Source organism: Sporanaerobacter sp. PP17-6a (assembly GCF_900095615.1).
Lineage (GTDB): Bacteria > Bacillota > Clostridia > Tissierellales > Acidilutibacteraceae > Acidilutibacter > Acidilutibacter cellobiosedens.
The window spans coordinates 43968-62239 of the sequence record NZ_FMIF01000016.1 but is presented as its reverse complement, the minus strand read 5'-3'; the positions used below and the strand labels follow the sequence as shown (position 1 = coordinate 62239).

The following is an 18272-nucleotide window of genomic DNA, read 5'->3' as shown; positions in this document are numbered from 1 at the left end:
ATTATTTAAAAAATAAACCATATTTCCTATACCCTAAATTTTTTATTAATAAGAGAAATAAATCTGCTATCTTTATATAAATTTTCTAAATCCTTATCAAGTTTGATTATGTCTATGAAATTCGGATATAAAATTATAGCTTTTTTTAAATCATTTAAAGCTTCATCCAATTTTTTAATCTTTGAATAACAACAGGCCCGATTATAATATAAATATTCTGCATGAGGATTGTATTTTATCCCTTCTGTCAAAACTTTTATTGCCCCTTTAATATTCCCTCTTTCTATATAAATAACCGATTTGTTTAAAAAAGAATAAGGATACGTTTTGTTTTTTTCAATGGATTTATTATAGTATTCCACTGATTTTTTTAAATTCTTTCGTTTCTTTTCTATAACTCCCATGTTGAACAATGCCTTATAATATTCGGGATTTATTTTTATGCTTTCTTTAATCATATCATATGCTTTATCATACTGATTAAGTTCTTCATATATAGAACCTAAATTATTATAGGCAACATAATCATTTGGTATAAGATCAATAACCTTCTTATAATATTTTATTGCCTCATCCTTCTTCCCTATCTCGTCATATATATTAGCTATATAAAAATATGCCCTGTTGTATTCCTCATTTAGTTTCACAGCGTTAAAATAATATTTTAATGCCTTTTCCTTATTTCCTATTTTTTCATAAATAGAAGCCATTTCAAAATAGGCTCCAGCTTCTTTTTCATCCTCTTTAATTATCCTTTCATATGCCTTCAGGGATTTTTCTCTTTCTCCCACTTTGCTATATAAAAACGCAATATTATAAAGTATCTCTATAGTTTCATCTTTATCTCCCGGAAAATTTAAAGCCTTTAAATAAAATTTAATGGCTTTTCCCATTTTGTTATCTAAATAAGAGCGTTCGGCAAGTATTATATAATTATATCTTCTGTCATAATCACTTAAATGACCTTTCATTAAATCAGCACCTCTTACATGAATAATTAATTCTATTATAGTTTATCATATTTACCTTCTAAAATATTATACAACAAAAAAATGAAATGTAGAAGTAAAGCAAAAAAATAGACCTTTTAAAATAGGTCTATTTTTTTGTATATTAATATTTACTTAGGACGATTTCTGTTTTGATTTTTCATGGGATAAATTTTTATTTCTTATATAAACATACCAATATGCCATACCTACAAACAGTACTCCTCCAACGATATTTCCAAAGGTCACGGGAATTAAGTTTTTAATTATGAAATTTTTCCAATTGAGAGAATTCAATCCTTTCATTTTAACTCCAAGATTTAAAGCAGCTCCTACCCAATCCTCGTTTCCTTTTGCTAAAATTCCGGCCGGGATATAATACATATTAGCAATACTATGTTCAAATCCCGAAGTAACAAATAACCAAATTGTGAAAAATACGGATAATATTTTTCCTGTAATGTCCTTAGCTCCTGTTGCCATCCAAACCGCAAGACATACCAGCCAATTACACATAATTCCCAAATAAAAACCTTGTGCAAATGTTAATCCAACTTTAGATGAAGCTATTTTAATTGTCATTCCTCCCAATTCATTTGCTCCGCTGTTAAATAATCCGGATTTCACCATCATATAAGCTACAAACACAGCTCCTATAAAATTCCCGCAATAAACAAAAAACCAGTTTTTTAACATATTTTTTATTGAAACCTTTTTATCCAACACGCTTATAATAATAGTTGCATTCCCTGTAAAAAGCTCTCCTCCTGCAATAAGAACAAGCATAAGGCCTGTGCTAAAAATTGCTCCGGATAGGGCTTTCCCCAGACCATAGGTTTCAATATTGCTTAGTAAATTATATGATGCCATATTTGAGCCTTCTGCTGCAAATGCTATAAAAGCTCCTGCCAATATCCCTAAAACAATCATCTTCACAACGGGCAGTTCCGTCTTCTTTATTCCATTTTGAATTGTAGCTTCAGCAATTTCGGGAGGAGATAAATAATTGTGTTCACTCATAGATAGAATCCCCGCCATTCTGCTGCCTGCAGGCTTTTATCACATGCTTTGCAAGTATTGACGTAGTAACTGAACCTACTCCTCCGGGAACAGGCGTTATCATAGATGATTTTTCAATACAGTCTTCCGTATCCACGTCTCCACACAAATTACCATTTTCGTCTGTATTTATTCCCACATCTATAACTGCCGCTCCTTCTTTTATATATTGGGAATTAACGGCTTTTGCTCTCCCAATACCCACAACCAATATGTCAGCTTGAGAACAAACCGAAGGCATATCCTCAGTTTTGGAATGACATATGGTTACAGTGGCGTTTTCATTTAAAAGCAGCATGGCCACAGGTTTACCCACTACCATGGATCTTCCTATAACCACGGCTCTTCTCCCTTTCATTGGGACATTATAGTACTTCAATATTTCTATAACCGCCGAAGGAGTGCATGGAGAAAACCCTGTCGGATCTTTCTCCATTATCTTAGCTACATTTACGGGGCTAAAACAGTCCACATCCTTGTCGGGTGCAATTTCGTATTTTATTAAATTCTCATTTAACTGTTTAGGAAAAGGCCTAAAGATTAAAATACCATTGATGGCTTTATCTTCGTTTGCCTTTTTTATTTCAGAAATAAATTCATCTTGAGGTATAGTCTCGGGAAATTCTCTAACTTCAGATAATATCCCAATCTTTTTACATTTTTTCAAGGCTCCCTTTTCATAGGCCAAATCACTTCCGTTGGACCCGACCCTCATTATCAATAGTTTAGGGATTATCCCTTTTTTCTTTAAAATTTCCACCTCACTAATCAACTTTTCATTTAATGCATCTGCCACGATTTTCCCTTTAATTATCTTTCCCATATTTTTTCTCCTCATATATGATTAGTAAATTGTTTTTCTATAAAATGGATTTTAATACTTTATTATAAACATCATCGCATATCTTAATTCCATCTTTGACTAAAGGCTCTATCTTATCTTTAATTTTATTTATATAGTCCTCATCCTTTATCAATTTTATATTAATCATTACATTTAGCTCTGCTCCGATTATTGCGGCTTTCAAACATTGAACTCCCACGCCTACATCACTTATAGCTAATTTTGAACAATTATCAACTAAATCTTCATGGATTTTAATCGATTCATAGGATAATTCAATTATCGATACCGGAATCTTGCAGGCATCTTTTAAGCCTCTCTGTAAGGCCTGTTCCTTTGATATAATTTGCTCTTCTGTATCCTTCGGCATACTATAAGCCTTTGACAATGGCAAGAAATATTTTGCATCTTCATTTACCATCTTCATCAGATCTTCTTGCAGCTTTTCTGCTCTGCTTAATATATCATTTAATTTTCCTTCAAATTCAGCATACTTTTTTTTCCCTATTGTTAAATTGCAAACCATACTTCCGAGGGCAGTTCCTACTGCCCCTACTAAGGCTGATGCAGCTCCGCCTCCCGGTACAGGACTCTTCGATGCCAAAATTTCCGTAAATTCTACACAGCTCTTATCCGTTAAATTCATTTTAATTCCCTCCAAAACATTAGAACAATCCGCTTATTACTCCATTTTCATCAACGTCTATTTTCTCGGCAGCCGGCAATTTGGGAAGACCGGGCATCTTCATTATTGATCCCGTTACCGCAACTATAAATCCTGCTCCCGCAGAAACAGTTACCTGCCTTACCGTTATATTAAATCCCGTCGGCCTTCCCAGTTTAGTTTGATCATCTGTTAAGGAATACTGAGTTTTAGCCATACATATTGGGAGTTCTCCGAACCCGTTCTTCTCCAATTCTGATATTTCCTTACTTGCTTGGTTTGTAAAATCAACATCGTCTGCTCCATATATCCTTCGGGCTATAGTTTTAATTTTTTCTTTTATAGGCAGTTTAAGATCATAAGCAAATTCAAAATTACTCTTTCCTTCATCTATTAATCTCAATACTTCTTTAGCAACTTCCGTTCCGCCTTCTCCTCCCTTAGCCCATACTTCAGAAAGTTTAACATTAACTCCGAGTTCTTTACATTTATCTTCAACAAGTTTTATTTCAGCTTCCGTATCCGTAGGGAATTTATTTAATGCAACTACTGCAGGAAGTTTAAAGACTTTAGTTATATTTTCCACATGTTTTAACAGATTAGGAATTCCTTTTTCAAGGGCTTCTAAGTTTTCATTATTCAATTCTGCTTTCGGAACTCCTCCGTTGTATTTTAACGCCCTTACCGTAGCAACTATTATTACAGCATTTGGCCTTAATCCCGACATTCTGCATTTAATATCCATAAACTTTTCTGCACCCAGATCTGCACCGAATCCTGCCTCCGTAACCGCATAATCAGCAAAATGAACCGCCATCTTTGTAGCCATTATTGAATTACAACCATGAGCTATATTAGCAAAGGGACCTCCGTGTATAAATGCCGGCGTTCCTTCCAAAGTCTGAACTAAATTAGGCTTCAGTGCATCTTTAAGTAACGCCGCCATAGCTCCTTGGGCTTTGAGTTGCCCTGCCGTTACTGGTTGTCCACTTCTGTTATATCCTATAACTATTTTTGACAGTCTTTCCTTCAAATCGTTTATATCATTCGACAGGCAAAATATAGCCATTACTTCTGAAGCAACCGTTATGTCAAATCCATCTTCTCTTGGCATACCGTTTGCTTTCCCGCCAAGTCCGTCAACTATAAATCTCAGTTGCCTATCGTTCATATCAACACATCTTCTCCAAACAATTCTTCTCGGATCAATGTCTAAAGCATTTCCTTGATAAATATGATTATCAATCATTGCTGCCAATAAATTATTTGCCGCTCCTATGGCATGGAAATCACCGGTAAAATGTAAATTAATATCTTCCATAGGAACAACTTGCGCATATCCTCCTCCTGCTGCTCCTCCCTTTATTCCAAATACAGGGCCAAGGGATGGTTCTCTTAACGCAACTATCGTATTTTTCCCTAATCTTGATAATGCATCCGCAATCCCTATTGATGTAGTCGTTTTCCCTTCTCCCGCCGGAGTTGGATTAATTGCCGTAACCAATATTAATTTAGCATTTTTCCCTTGAGTTTTTTTAAGCAATTTATAGTCTACTTTTGCTTTATATTTTCCGTATAGTTCTATATCATCTTCAGTTAATCCAAGTTTTCCCGCAATCTCTCTGATATCCTTTATCTTTGCTTCTTGTGCTATTTCAATATCTGTTTTAAATGACATTTTTGTTCCTCCTTAAATTGTAAAATTAAATTACAAATATAATATATCATATATAACTATCTCTTGAAAACCAAATATCTTAACTTTTGGCTATACCATTTTTAAAGTCTTTCGGTGTAGCTTCCATATTTCTCTTGAAAATTTTATAAAAATAATTGAGGTTATTATATCCAACTTTATACGCTATTTCCTTGATTGACAAATCCGTATTTCTTAACAACTCCTGTGCTTTCTTTATTCTGAGGCTATTCAAATATGTTATAAAACTTATACCATAATATTTTTTAAACATTCTTGCAATATAATTAGGACTTGTATGATATTTCTCTGCACATTCCTTTAGCTCAATATTTTCTTGATAATTATAATTTATATATTCAACTATTTTGTTAAATATCTGATTATCTGAATATCTATAGCCTAAGACTCTTTCCATAGTCTCCACAAATTGTTCGGGTTCAACAGGTTTTAACAATATATCCTTTGCTCCTAATCTCAAAGATAGCTGTGCATATTGAAAATAACTGTATCCGGTAATAACAACAAAATCGACTGCACTGCTATTTTCAGACATCCTCACTTTTTCCATTACTTCCAAACCACTTAAAACCGGCATATTAATATCTATAAAGACAATATCCGGCTTTAATTTTGTAATCATGTCTAAAGATTCATCACCTGCCGAACTTCTTCCAATAACTTTTAGAGGTAATTCATAACGTTTGATCAAATACTCTACCAATTCAACAGATAATTCCTCATCATCTGCAATAACAGCATTTCTCATTTTTATTCCCCCTAAAGTAAATTTTTTGATTTACAATTTATGATATATACTCTGGTAAAACCATTTTTACATATGTGCCTCTTTTTGGTGTGCTTTCTATTATGAATTCAAATTTATCTTCATAAAGAAATTTCAGCTTGGAATATACCATCATAAGACCGCTTATCTTGCCATATTTATCATTTGCCTTTATTTTGTCTTTAAGTTCATTTAAATGTTCTCCATCTATTCCAGCTCCATTGTCAATTATCCTGATTATTATTTTACCCCTATCCGTTCTTCCGCTAATTTCTATTTTCATATCCTTTTTCATATCTTTAAATCCATGAACAAAGCTATTTTCCACAATAGGTTGCAGACAATTGAAAGGAATATTTTTATTATTTATATCTTCTGAAATATCAAAATTTACTTCCAATTTATTACCATAACTTAGCTTTTTTATGTTCAAATAATTCTTCAAATGCTCCATTTCAATTTCAAATTGAACAAAATGGTTTTGATCTCCGGTAGTATACCTAAGCAGCTTTGAAAGATCTATAATTGATTGATAAACCTTTAATGAGTCTCCTTTCACAGCAAGTCCTGCCAAAGAGTTTAAGGTATTAAACAGAAAATGATTGCTGATCTGGATATTTAATACCTTTTCTTCTGTGGATTTTAAAGATTCTTCAAGAATAGTTTCATTTTTTACTATATCCTGAATAATATCTTCTTTCTTACCCAATTCAATTTCCGCATCTTTAAGAATATAATGATTCTCTATAGTTTTGCTTAGTTTTTTAAATTGCTGCATTACAGCATTTTGCGTACCTTTCGGAACAACCGGAATTAATTCTTCTAATGTATGAGAAGAAGTTACTCTCTTAATATTATAATCCTTAGATGTTCTTATATGCCCTCCCTTTATTATTCCTATAGCTCTATTGTTAAAAATAATAGGAATATCAAATATAGTCAGCCCGTAAGGACAAATAAATGCCGACAAATCCGCATAATGAGGAGGCCCATATTCATCTTTTATTTTATACATAGGGCAATTATTCACGTCTTGGTCTATTAAACATTTATGCTTACAAAATTCAGAATAATTCCTTCCCTGAATGATTATGTTTCCATTCATGTCAAAGATAGTTACCGGTATTTTCAGAGGGTTAACAATCGCTTCATATATATAGTTTATTTCATTATTGATTTTTACTTGGCTGTCAATTTTGCCCATTTCTTTTGCTAACGCTAATCCCTTGTTCCCAATCTGTACATTTTGCTCATAATGCACCGGAATACATACAAGTAATTGTCTTATGGGTTCATCGCCTAAATTAATGGTTTCATGGATAATCCCTGCATCCATATGATAAATATCTCCCGGTTTCATTTTTCCCGTTTTATCCCCAATTGTCTGAAAGCCCTCCCCCGATAATACATATATTACCTGCTCATTTCCATAATGCATATGCTTGTTTTGACGCCTATTAGGAAAAATAGTTGTAATACCTATACTCATAGTATTTAATGATCTATTAAAATCCGGTTCATATATCCATTCTACTTGTCCCCACTCAAAAGACTGTATATTACCTTGCACAGATTTTATTCCTCCTTTTTTCTATCTTATATTTAAAAGTAATCTGCTATTTTAATTATACCATTTTTGATTTGTCTGTTGAGTGTCTTGTGAGTTCAATTTACTAAGTTTCTTATACCTTTTAATTCCATATAATATAATCATAGCCGGCAGCTCCATTAATTTTATATTATTAAAACAGGGTTGCCGACTATTTTAAAATTAGGGGTATTTATAATGTATATGTTAAATTACAACTATTTTTTATTATACCTTGGAGACCATGCATCACTAACATTTTTAAGACCTAACTTATCGCCGTCAAATACAGGAGTTATTTTCATCTTTTTCTGTTCATTATAATCTTTGTAAATTTTTACGGCAGTATTCCCGAGGAACAATATAGCTATAACATTTATCCAAGCCATTAAAGCATTCGCAATATCTCCCATAGTCCATACGGTATCAGCCGATATTACAGAACCTATAAAAACGGAGCCTATAAAAAATATTCTCTGTATAAAAATACCTAATTTATTGCCTCCAATGAGATATATCAAATTACTTTCGGTATACAGATAATAAGCCGTAAGTGCTACAAAAGCGAAACATAATATGGATATCGCAATAAATTTTTCACCTAAGCCAGGTAAAGAAGTATTAATTGCATTTGTTACAAATGGGTTTCCATATGCTATTCCAGGCAGATGCTCAACTACCAACTTACCATTACTTCCGATTGTATTATAACTGTTTGTTATTAATATCATTACTGCAGATGTAGTACATACAAAGAATGAACCCATAAATACGGATAAGCCTCCTATCATTCCTTGAGTAACGGGATGATCCACTTCCGCTGAAGCTGAAGTAATAGCAGAGGTTCCGATTCCTACTTCATTAGCATATACACCTCTTTTAATACCCCAGCTTACTGCAGCACCAAACATAGCCCCAAATACCGAATCCATTCCAAAAGCAGATCTTATAATTAACATAATTACACCGGGAAACTTATCTATGTTAAAAATAATAATTACTACCGACATTAAAAAATACAATATTGCCATAATTGGTGACAATCTCTGTGCCACATTGCCGATTCTTTTCAAACCGCCAAAAATTACTATCCCCATAATCGCAGAGAATATAACCCCTGCTATTACTACATTAAAGCCAAATGCTTGGTTAAGTCCTTGTACTATATTATATGTTTGAACAGAAGGCATCAAAAATGTTACACCTATTACGGTTATAACTGCGTAAGCTACTGCAAATGTTTTTCCTAATTTGGCATTCTTCATTCCCTTTTCCATATAGTAGGCAGGACCGCCCTTGAATTCGCCGTTAACTTCTACTTTATAAGTTTGGGCAAGTATACCTTCAATCATAGAAATTGAAGATCCGAATATTGCAAGTATCCATAACCAAAATATCGCACCAGGGCCCCCGAAATATATACCTGTAGCCATACCGGCAATATTTCCTACTCCTACAGTTCTGGCCGCCGTGAATATAAATGATTGCACAGAATTTAATCCCTTCTCAGACTTATTGGCACTACCTGCCGCTTTTACCATATCTTTTATATGAAGTATTTGAGGAAAACCTAACTTTATAGAATAATATAACCCGCTTATTAAAACCAATATAACTAATGGCATACTCCACACTACACCATTTATTCTATTCAATATATCGCTCATATAAATCCTCCCTATTTTTCATACTTAAGAAACTATACTATATATCCTCAATAAAATTAAAATAAATATTCATTTATATGAAATTTGATCTGAACTTTTTAATCATTAAAAGAATTTTCGGGATATAAAGGAAATCTTGATATTAATTCATGAGCATCTCTTCTGCATTTATCCAAATTTGTGGTATCTTCAGGGGCATCTGCGACTCTTTCCATTATCTCTGCAATTTTTTCTATTTCTTTTCCCCTCAATCCTCTTTGAGTAATTGAAGTAACTCCTATTCTAACTCCACTTGTAACAAACGGTGATTGAGGATCGTTCGGAATTTGATTTTTATTAACGGTTATGCCTATTGAATCAAGCGCATTTTGAAACAATTTTCCGGTTATATTTTTCTTTCTTAAATCAACCATGACAATATGGTTATCCGTTCCTCCAGTTACAATCCTAAAACCTCGTTTTTCTAATTCCTCCGCTAATTTTCTTCCGTTAACCAATATGCTTGACATTATATTTTTAAATTCATCTGTTGCAGCATGTTTAAATAGCCATGCTTTAGCCGACATAGTAGTAAGATGCATAGAACCCAAGCACCCTGGAAATACACCTTTATCCAACAACTTTGCATATTTATTCTTACACAAAACCATGCCTGCCCTTGGACCGCCAAATGTTTTTGTAGTTGAAGTTGTTACAAAATCCGCATAAGGTACCGGACTGGGTATAACTTTCGCCGCAACTAATCCTGCAACATGAGCCATATCCACCATGAAATATGCTCCAACTTCTTTAGCAATTTCAGAAAATGCCTTGTAATCTATAAGTCTTGGATACGAACTGCCTCCTGCTATAATTAACTTTGGTCTATCTTTTAATGCTTTCTCCCTGACCTCATCCAAATCTATTAATTCAGTATCTTTATTTACACCATAAAAATCATAATCATAAACTTTAGACAAAAAATTTGCAGGACTTCCATGGGTTAAATGGCCTCCCTGGTCAAGTCTCATACTCAGAACTTTGTCTCCCGGTTTTAATATAGATGAATAAACACAATAATTTGCCGTCGAACCGGAATATGGCTGAATATTAACATGCTCTGCATCAAATAATTTTTTTGCCCTTTCATCTGCCAATATCTCTAATTTATCCGCTATTTCGGATCCTGCCTGGAATCGGTTGCCCGGATATCCTTCCAAAGTTTTATTAGTAAATATAGAACCGCTTAACTCCATGATTTCTAATGGTACAGTACTTTCAGATGCAATCATTTCAATATTGTTCTCTTGTCTTTCCAGCTCTTCACAAACTATTTCATACAATTCTGCATCTGATATTTTCGTATTTTTCAACATATTATTGCCTCCCCAGATTACTTAATTTTGTTAATATAATTTTTTAAAACTTTGCTGATAACAACTTGTCCAACCCTTTTCCTGATAAATAATATATAAATTCACCTCCTGCCGTACTTATAAAGTTTATATTTATAACGTTTTCGTAAATATTATTTCATAATATTAAAAAAAACTATATTAACATATTGGACGCTTTATTGAACAAAATTGAACAATTTTCTGCAAGAAATATTATAAGTTACTTTAACAGTTCTACGATAAATTTAGATGTTTCTTCTATCAGTTGTGATTGAAACTTTGCTGAAGAATAGCAGTGATCTGCCTCATCTATAAATTTAACTTTTACATCTTTAAGTACCGACTCATATGCTATAGAATTTATAGGCAGTATATCGTTATCATTACTTCCGTGTATTATTCTAACCGGATTTTCAAAATTTTTTATTTTTTTTACGGGATCTATTTTAATAATATCTTCAAAAAATTTCCTGCTAACCATGTCTCCGTCCACGTCAACATCACTCCCATTAATCCCTTTCATAAATTTTTCATTTCCAATCAAACGATAAAAATTCCAAAAGGGATTCGAAACGGGGGACCATAATATCAACGCATCTGGATTTACTTCTGCCGCAGACAATGCCGCTATTGCTCCTCCCATGCTGTAACCCATCATAAAAAATTTTTTCATATTAAAATCCTTTTTTAAAACTTCAACTACATTGAGAGTATCTTCAACTTCTCCATTAATGGTCATATATTCATAGTCTCCCTCACTGTCACCTGCTCCTACACAATCAAACCGCACTGTTGTTATACCCATGTCTAAAATTTTTCTGGATAAATTTACAGCCATTCTATGCGGTGTTATCTTGTTGCCGACAAATCCATGGTTAAAAAGAAGAACATAATCTCCCCTAACATCTTTATTTTTATATTCATATACGGCTATCATCTTATGAGCCCTGCTCTCTATAATCTTTGTTTCCAACATTTGTATCATTCCTTTCTTTATTAAATTAATATATACATTATTTCATAGCCTAAAAAAACTATATTAACATATTGTACATTTTATTGAACAAAATTAAACAATTTTTTTGCAATAAAATCATTAAGACAAAGTAGAATTTTTTTCTATGAAGCATAAAAAAAGATCCTTATTGTAAATCTCATCAATAAGGATCTTTAATGCTCTATATTATTTTATCACTAAATCTAAAGCTTCTTTTAAATCCGCAATTATATCTTCTGCCGTTTCAAGCCCAACCGATAATCTGACAAGTCCGTCACTGATTCCGGCTTCTGCCCTCTCCTCAGGCGTGTAAGGCGAATGGGTCATAGATGCGGGATGCTGAATCAATGTTTCAGGATCTCCTAAGCTTACGGCAAGTTTCGCAAGTTTTACATTATTCATGACCGTTTTTCCTTCCTCAATTCCGCCTTTCAATTCAAAGGAAATTATGGCTCCCGGCAATTTCATCTGTTTCTTTGCTAATTCATAGTATTCGAAGCTCTCAAGACCTGGATAATAAACTTTCTTAACGGCAGGGTGAGTCTCCAAAAATTTCGCTACTTTTATAGCATTATCACAGTGCTTTTCCATTCTTATTTCCAATGTTTTCATTCCTCTTATTATTAAATATGCATCAAAGGGGCTCATAACCGAGCCGGTCATATCCTTTATTCCAAACATCTTAACTTCTTCTATAAACTTCTTCTCACCTACTACAAAACCTGCAATTACATCTCCATGTCCATTTAAATACTTTGTAGCCGAATGAATAACCACATCTGCTCCGAGTTCTAAGGGCTTTTGTATATAAGGAGTACTGAAGGTATTATCAACAAATACCAAACATCCCTTAACTTTGTGAGCTATTTTAGATACGGCTTCAATATCGGTAATTTTTAAAGTGGGATTTGCAGGAGTTTCTAAATAAACAACTTTAGTATTAGGCCTCATGGCAGATTCCAGTTCTTCAAGATTACTTATATCTACAAATGTAACATCTACTCCGAATCTGGTAAGACCATGATTTAAAAGCGAAAAAGTACATCCGTAGAGAGTATCGGAAGCAACTACATGATCCCCCGCTTTTAAAGCAGTCCATAAAGATGCTGCTACCGCCCCCATGCCTGAAGAAGTCGCTGCCCCGGCCTCTCCTCCTTCCAATAAAGCTATCTTTTCTTCCGCCTCGGCAACCGTTGGATTTCCCAACCTTGTATATATGTAGCCCGGTTCTTCTAAGGCAAACCTTTTCCCTCCTTGTTCAGCAGAATCAAATATAAATGTAGACGTTTGAAATATAGGCGTAGCCAAAGAACCATACTGAGAATCCTTTTTATGACCTCCGTGAATAGCTTTCGTTCCAAATCCCAGAGTATTTATATCTTCTCTATCCATATAATAAACCCTCCTACAAATTTTATTTTATAATCCATATTTCCATTATTATAACCCTGTTCATCCCCTCTCGTTTTAATTCTATCATAATAATAAAAAAGCTTCCATTGAAATATTAATAAATTAAGGAAAGCTTTTTTGAAACTCATTTTACGGAAAACATACACTAATGTATATTAAAAAAAACAGAAGAATTATTCTTCCACTTTTAATGCTCTTATAGAATTAAACACTGAAATCAACGCAACTCCTACGTCTGCAAATACCGCACTCCACATGTTTGCTATCCCCAATGCGCCTAATGTCAATACGACCATTTTTACTCCCAGTGCAAAAACTACATTTTCTCTCACTATTTTATTCGTATTGTGGGAAATATTCATTGCCGTTTTAACCTTACTTATTTCATCATCCATGATAACCACATCGGAAGCCTCAACCGCCGCATCCGAACCCATTCCTCCCATGGATATTCCCACATCTGCTCTTGCAATTACGGGAGCATCATTTACCCCGTCTCCTACAAATATTACTTTTTTCTTACCCTTCTTATTTTTCAAGATTCGATCCATCATCTCAACTTTTTCCTGAGGTAGCAATTCTCCATAAATTTCGTCTATTCCTATTTCTTTTCCTACCTGTTCGGCTGTAGTCTTTTTATCTCCTGAAAGCATTATTGTTTTTCGTATTCCTAAAGCTTTTAATTCCTTAATAGTTTCCTTTGATTCATCTCTTATTTCATCGGAAATTACTATATTGCCTATATACTCTTCGTCCCTACTTACATATACTACAGTACCTATACTCGATTTATCAGCTACTTTCAATCCATGCTCTTGAAGGAGTTTCACATTTCCGAGAAGAACTTTACTTTCCTCCACGGTAACTTCTATTCCTTTTCCCGGTATCTCTCTATAATTGGAAATTTGACTTTTATCTATTTCCTTCCCATATTGTTTAACGATAGATTTAGCAATAGGATGGTTGGAAAATATTTCTCCGTAGGCTGCCAACTTTAATATATCATCTTCAGAATAGTCCTCAGCTCCTTCAACTTCAGTAACCTCAAATATCCCCTTAGTCAAAGTTCCCGTCTTGTCAAATACTATAGTATCCGCCATACTTAAACCTTCTAAGTAATTTCCCCCTTTAACAAGAATTCCTGATTTAGAAGCTCCTCCTATTCCTCCAAAAAAGCCTAAGGGTATGGATACTACCAGAGCGCATGGACAGGACGCAACAAGAAATATCAAAGCTCTATATACCCAAGTACTTAAATCTTGATGAAAAAACAAAGGAGGAATAAAAGTTAAAGCTATGGCCGAAAAAACTACTACAGAAGTATAATATTTAGAAAACCTTGTAATAAATTTTTCAATATTAGCTTTCTGTTTTGAAGAATTTTCAACCAGGTCCAATATCTTTGATACAGTAGATTCCCCAAATTTTTTAATAGTTCTTACTTTCAATAACCCTTCCTTATTCACAAATCCGCTCAAAATATTATCTCCGGGTTGTATACTCCTTGGGACACTTTCTCCCGTAATATTAGATGTATCCACGAAAGAATTTCCTTCCGCTACTATTCCATCCAAAGGAACTTTTTCTCCGGGCTTAACAATTATATACTGCCCTATTTCAATTTTATTTGGATCAACCTTTTTTATTCCTTCATTCGTCTCTATATTCGCATAATCCGGTCTAATATCCAACAAGGTGCTTATGGATTTTCTTGAATGATCAACAGCTTTTCCTTGAAAATATTCTCCTATTTCGTAAAAAAGCATTACAGATACTGCTTCAGGATATTCTCCTATTATAAACGCCCCTATGGTAGCAATAGACATTAAGAAATTTTCATCAAATACCTTGCCCTTAAGAATATTTTTGAATGCATTAATCAGTACTTCTCCGCCAATTATTATATAACTTATAAAAAATAATATAAATTCAATCCTGTATTCAAATTTAAAAATTGCGGCAGTTAAAAAAACAATTACTCCTATTACAAATTTCATATTATCATTTTTCTCTTCCTCTTCTGCCTTTAAATCATCTTTAATTTTATCCGTTGTCATACCACCAATTTCATGTATAATTACATCAGGTTCTATTCTCTTCACAATGGATCTGACCTCATCCGAAACAGTTTCAGCCCTCGGGATTTCATCTATTTCAACTTTTAGTTTTTTAGTAACAAAATTCAAATTTGCTTTTTTAACACCTTTTATCTTATTGGCATCTTCTTCAATTTCTCCTGCACAATGGGTACAATTCAATCCTTCTAACAAAAATTCCTTCTCTATCATAGCAGCCATCCCTTCCATCTGTTATATGTTAATATGGACATATGAGCAATTGTTCATATATTAATATAAATATAACTCTTAATTTAAGTTTTGTCAACTAAATATGAATAAAACAATTAATTTATTTAATACTATCTTTTTATCATCATATATCAGATTTAAGGAAAATTTAACAAAGAGTGTTCACACTTGAAAGATTAACAGGATTTTCATGGGTTAGTTATAAATAATATAAGAAAATTTTTCAACTAATTCAATAAACTGAAAATGAATTATAACTGCCGAAGAAATCCCTATTACAATTCCTGCAATAACATCTGTAGGATAATGGACTCCCAAGTACATTCTCGAAATTCCAATTGTAAGTGCTAAAATTACTAATATAACAGAAATACTTGGAAAATTAAGAGTCATTGTTGTAGCAATTGAAAAACTTGCTGTAGTATGTCCCGAAGGAAAAGAATAGTCCCTTAAATTAATTCCAAAGGTATTTATGTTTTTCAATATATTATACGGTCTTTCCCTTTGCAAAGATTTTTTCAACACTTGAACAAATATTTGGCTGACAGAAAGAGATGTAAGCCCCTCGATCCCTGCAACCCTTATTTTTTCTTTTCCAAATACAATCATTGCAAGAAGAATAATTGTAGTAAATATTCCTCCCCCCAGGTTAGTTATCCTATACATAAATCTATCTAAAACTTTGCATTTTATTGTATCATTAAACCAATGAAGTAATCTTTTATCAAAAGATTTAAATTTTTTTTTCATTTCCATCACCCACTTTCAATTTTGTTAATACCTTGTGTTATATTATTTTAAGATATTATTAACTTTTTTGCAAACAATTTTTATACCTTTAAGTAAATTTTATCTTAAAATTGGATATCTATATCTTGTATGCTATTATTAATATATAATATATATGTTAATTCAACGTTAAAATCTGATTGTAAGCAGGTGTACTAATGAAAATAAATTTTAATGATCAACAAACAAAAGCCATAAATCACGGAAAGGGTCCCGCTATTATATTGGCTGTTCCGGGTTCCGGAAAAACAACTGTCCTTTTACATAGAACATATAATTTAATATCAAAACATAAAATTCTGCCGGAAAAGATACTTTCCATCACTTTTAGCCGGGCTTCTGCCAAAGAAATGAAAAAAAGGTTTGTCAATAATTTTAAAAACACTTCCTCTATTCCCATAACTTTTTCAACAATTCACAGTTTTTCCTATAGCATATTAAGGGAATATACTAATAGACATGGAATACCCTATACTCTTATAGAAGGAAACAGTAATTCTATAAATAAAATTACTATATTAAGAAATCTATATTATGATATAAACGGTGAATGGGCCGCGGATGAAAAGTTAGAAGGAATAAACAACGGCATAGGATATATAAAAAATATGATGATTGGTGTTGATGATTATTTAAAAGAAAACAAGGTTGAAATAAACCACTTCAAAGAGATTTATATGTCATACGAAGGTTTTAAAAAAGAGAAAAAAATGATAGATTTTGATGATATGCTTGTTTTAACTCTCGATTTTCTTAAGAGGGATTCTTACCTTCTTTCAAAATGGAGAAATAAATATGATTTCATCCAAGTAGACGAGGGACAAGACACGTCTAAAATTCAGTTGGAAATAATTAAACTTATAGCAAAACCTAAAAATAATCTGTTTATAGTGGCAGATGATGACCAATCCATTTACGGATTCAGAGGCGCTTTCCCTCAAGGTCTGTTTGATCTTAAAAGGGAATTTAAAGACCTTTCAATATTCTACATGGAAGAAAATTATCGATCATCCCGAAATATTGTCTCTGTATGCAATAAATTTATAAGGCAAAATAAATTAAGATACAACAAAAATATATTTACAAAAAATAATTATGTATCTCCTATAAATATAGTGAAGCTTAATACAATAACAGAACAGTATGAATATATAATAAAAGAACTGAAAAAATTTGCTGATTATTCAAATGCTGCCATATTGTATAGAAATAATATATCTTCTATCGGTGTTATAGAATATTTAGAGAATAACAAGATTCCCTTTCATATGAGAGATGTAAATGTTAAATTTTTTAATCATTGGATAATAAAAGATATCATCTTATTTTTAAATGTAGCTAATAATCCTGAAGATTTAAACTCCTTTGAAAAAATATATTTTAAAATGAAAGGCTTTATATATAAAAATTATGTGGATTATATAAAAACTCTCAATTATGATAAATCAGTATTCGATAGAATATTGGAAATAAATGATTTGAGCAGAGATTATCGTCAAAAAATAATGGAAATAAAAATCGATTTTAACAGGCTTAAAAATATGGCACCTCATGAAGCAATAACATTTATAGAAAAGAACTTAGAATATGAAATATATTTGAAAGAAAATGCTCTAAAATTTGGATACACCTTTGATTCATTAAAAACTATACTTTATTATTTAAAATTAATCTCTGCAAAAACAGAAAATTTAGAAGAGCTTCTAAGAAGATTGAAATATTTAGAGTATTTAACATTTCAATCAAAATATAATACCAAAGGAGTAAATCTTTCAACTATCCACAGTGCAAAAGGTTTGGAATATGACAGAGTATTCATGATAGATTTAATTGAGGGCGATTTTCCTTCTTCCAATAGTATAGACGCCTTTGAAAACGGCAAAATTCAGCTAATGGAAGAAGAAAGAAGGTTATTTTATGTGGGAATGACCAGAACAAAAAATAATCTTATGCTTTTAACCTATTCAAACAAAAGTGAAAAAAAAGTATACCCTTCCCGATTTGTAAATGAATTAGAAAATTTATGATTTTTTGCTTAAATTTAATTTTTTATACTAAATTTTTCAAAAAAAGGAATACTATTAATGAAGGTTA

Annotated in this window: 14 protein-coding genes; 1 reads left to right on the top strand and 13 read right to left on the bottom strand. The window is 32.4% G+C overall.

Annotated elements, in window-relative coordinates:
* Positions 1-26: 26 nt before the first annotated feature.
* The 13 genes from PP176A_RS08120 to PP176A_RS08055 all read right to left on the bottom strand — a co-directional run bounded on the left by PP176A_RS08120 (position 27) and on the right by PP176A_RS08055 (position 16139).
* Entirely contained in the window at positions 27-971 is a 945-nt protein-coding gene (locus tag PP176A_RS08120) for a tetratricopeptide repeat protein (protein ID WP_071139970.1), read from the bottom strand.
* Between the two features lie 153 nt (positions 972-1124).
* Positions 1125-2009, bottom strand: coding sequence for a formate/nitrite transporter family protein (locus PP176A_RS08115; protein WP_071139969.1), 885 nt, complete (start codon positions 2007-2009; stop codon positions 1125-1127).
* Positions 2002-2871, bottom strand: a complete 870-nt coding sequence (locus PP176A_RS08110; RefSeq protein ID WP_071139968.1) for a bifunctional 5,10-methylenetetrahydrofolate dehydrogenase/5,10-methenyltetrahydrofolate cyclohydrolase — start codon at positions 2869-2871, stop codon at positions 2002-2004. The genes PP176A_RS08115 and PP176A_RS08110 overlap by 8 nt, the downstream gene beginning before the upstream one ends.
* Before the next feature lie 37 nt (positions 2872-2908).
* The gene (locus PP176A_RS08105; RefSeq protein ID WP_071139967.1) at positions 2909-3538 is read right to left on the bottom strand and encodes a cyclodeaminase/cyclohydrolase family protein; all 630 of its coding nucleotides are present in this window, start codon (positions 3536-3538) and stop codon (positions 2909-2911) included.
* Between the two features lie 19 nt (positions 3539-3557).
* A complete protein-coding gene (locus tag PP176A_RS08100; protein WP_071139966.1) occupies positions 3558-5234 on the bottom strand; it encodes a formate--tetrahydrofolate ligase in 1677 nt (558 codons plus the stop codon).
* A 79-nt stretch (positions 5235-5313) separates the two neighbouring features.
* On the bottom strand, positions 5314-6021 hold the full coding sequence (locus PP176A_RS08095) for a response regulator transcription factor (protein WP_071139965.1): 708 nt from the start codon (positions 6019-6021) through the stop codon (positions 5314-5316).
* A 37-nt stretch (positions 6022-6058) separates the two neighbouring features.
* Positions 6059-7609 carry a histidine kinase gene (locus PP176A_RS08090; RefSeq protein ID WP_071139964.1) on the bottom strand — a complete coding sequence of 517 codons (1551 nt, stop codon included), beginning with the start codon at positions 7607-7609 and terminating at the stop codon, positions 6059-6061.
* 236 nt (positions 7610-7845) lie between these two features.
* Positions 7846-9294 (bottom strand): alanine/glycine:cation symporter family protein, encoded by a 1449-nt coding sequence (locus tag PP176A_RS08085; protein ID WP_071139963.1) that lies wholly within the window; start codon positions 9292-9294, stop codon positions 7846-7848.
* Positions 9295-9392: 98 nt separating this feature from the next.
* Positions 9393-10649 carry a serine hydroxymethyltransferase gene (gene glyA / locus PP176A_RS08080; protein ID WP_071139962.1) on the bottom strand — a complete coding sequence of 419 codons (1257 nt, stop codon included), beginning with the start codon at positions 10647-10649 and terminating at the stop codon, positions 9393-9395.
* 241 nt (positions 10650-10890) lie between these two features.
* Positions 10891-11646 (bottom strand): alpha/beta hydrolase family protein, encoded by a 756-nt coding sequence (locus tag PP176A_RS08075; protein ID WP_071139961.1) that lies wholly within the window; start codon positions 11644-11646, stop codon positions 10891-10893.
* A gap of 207 nt (positions 11647-11853) precedes the next feature.
* Entirely contained in the window at positions 11854-13059 is a 1206-nt protein-coding gene (gene megL / locus PP176A_RS08070; RefSeq protein WP_071139960.1) for a methionine gamma-lyase, read from the bottom strand.
* 194 nt (positions 13060-13253) lie between these two features.
* Positions 13254-15368: a heavy metal translocating P-type ATPase gene (locus PP176A_RS08060; RefSeq protein WP_200796099.1), complete on the bottom strand. Its 2115-nt coding sequence runs from the start codon at positions 15366-15368 to the stop codon at positions 13254-13256.
* Positions 15369-15584: 216 nt separating this feature from the next.
* On the bottom strand, positions 15585-16139 hold the full coding sequence (locus tag PP176A_RS08055) for a phosphatase PAP2 family protein (protein ID WP_083381862.1): 555 nt from the start codon (positions 16137-16139) through the stop codon (positions 15585-15587).
* 197 nt (positions 16140-16336) lie between these two features.
* On the opposite strand from PP176A_RS08055, the gene PP176A_RS08050 reads away from it, so the two are divergent.
* On the top strand, positions 16337-18205 hold the full coding sequence (locus tag PP176A_RS08050; protein WP_071139956.1) for an ATP-dependent helicase: 1869 nt from the start codon (positions 16337-16339) through the stop codon (positions 18203-18205).
* The last annotated feature ends 67 nt before the right edge of the window (positions 18206-18272 follow it).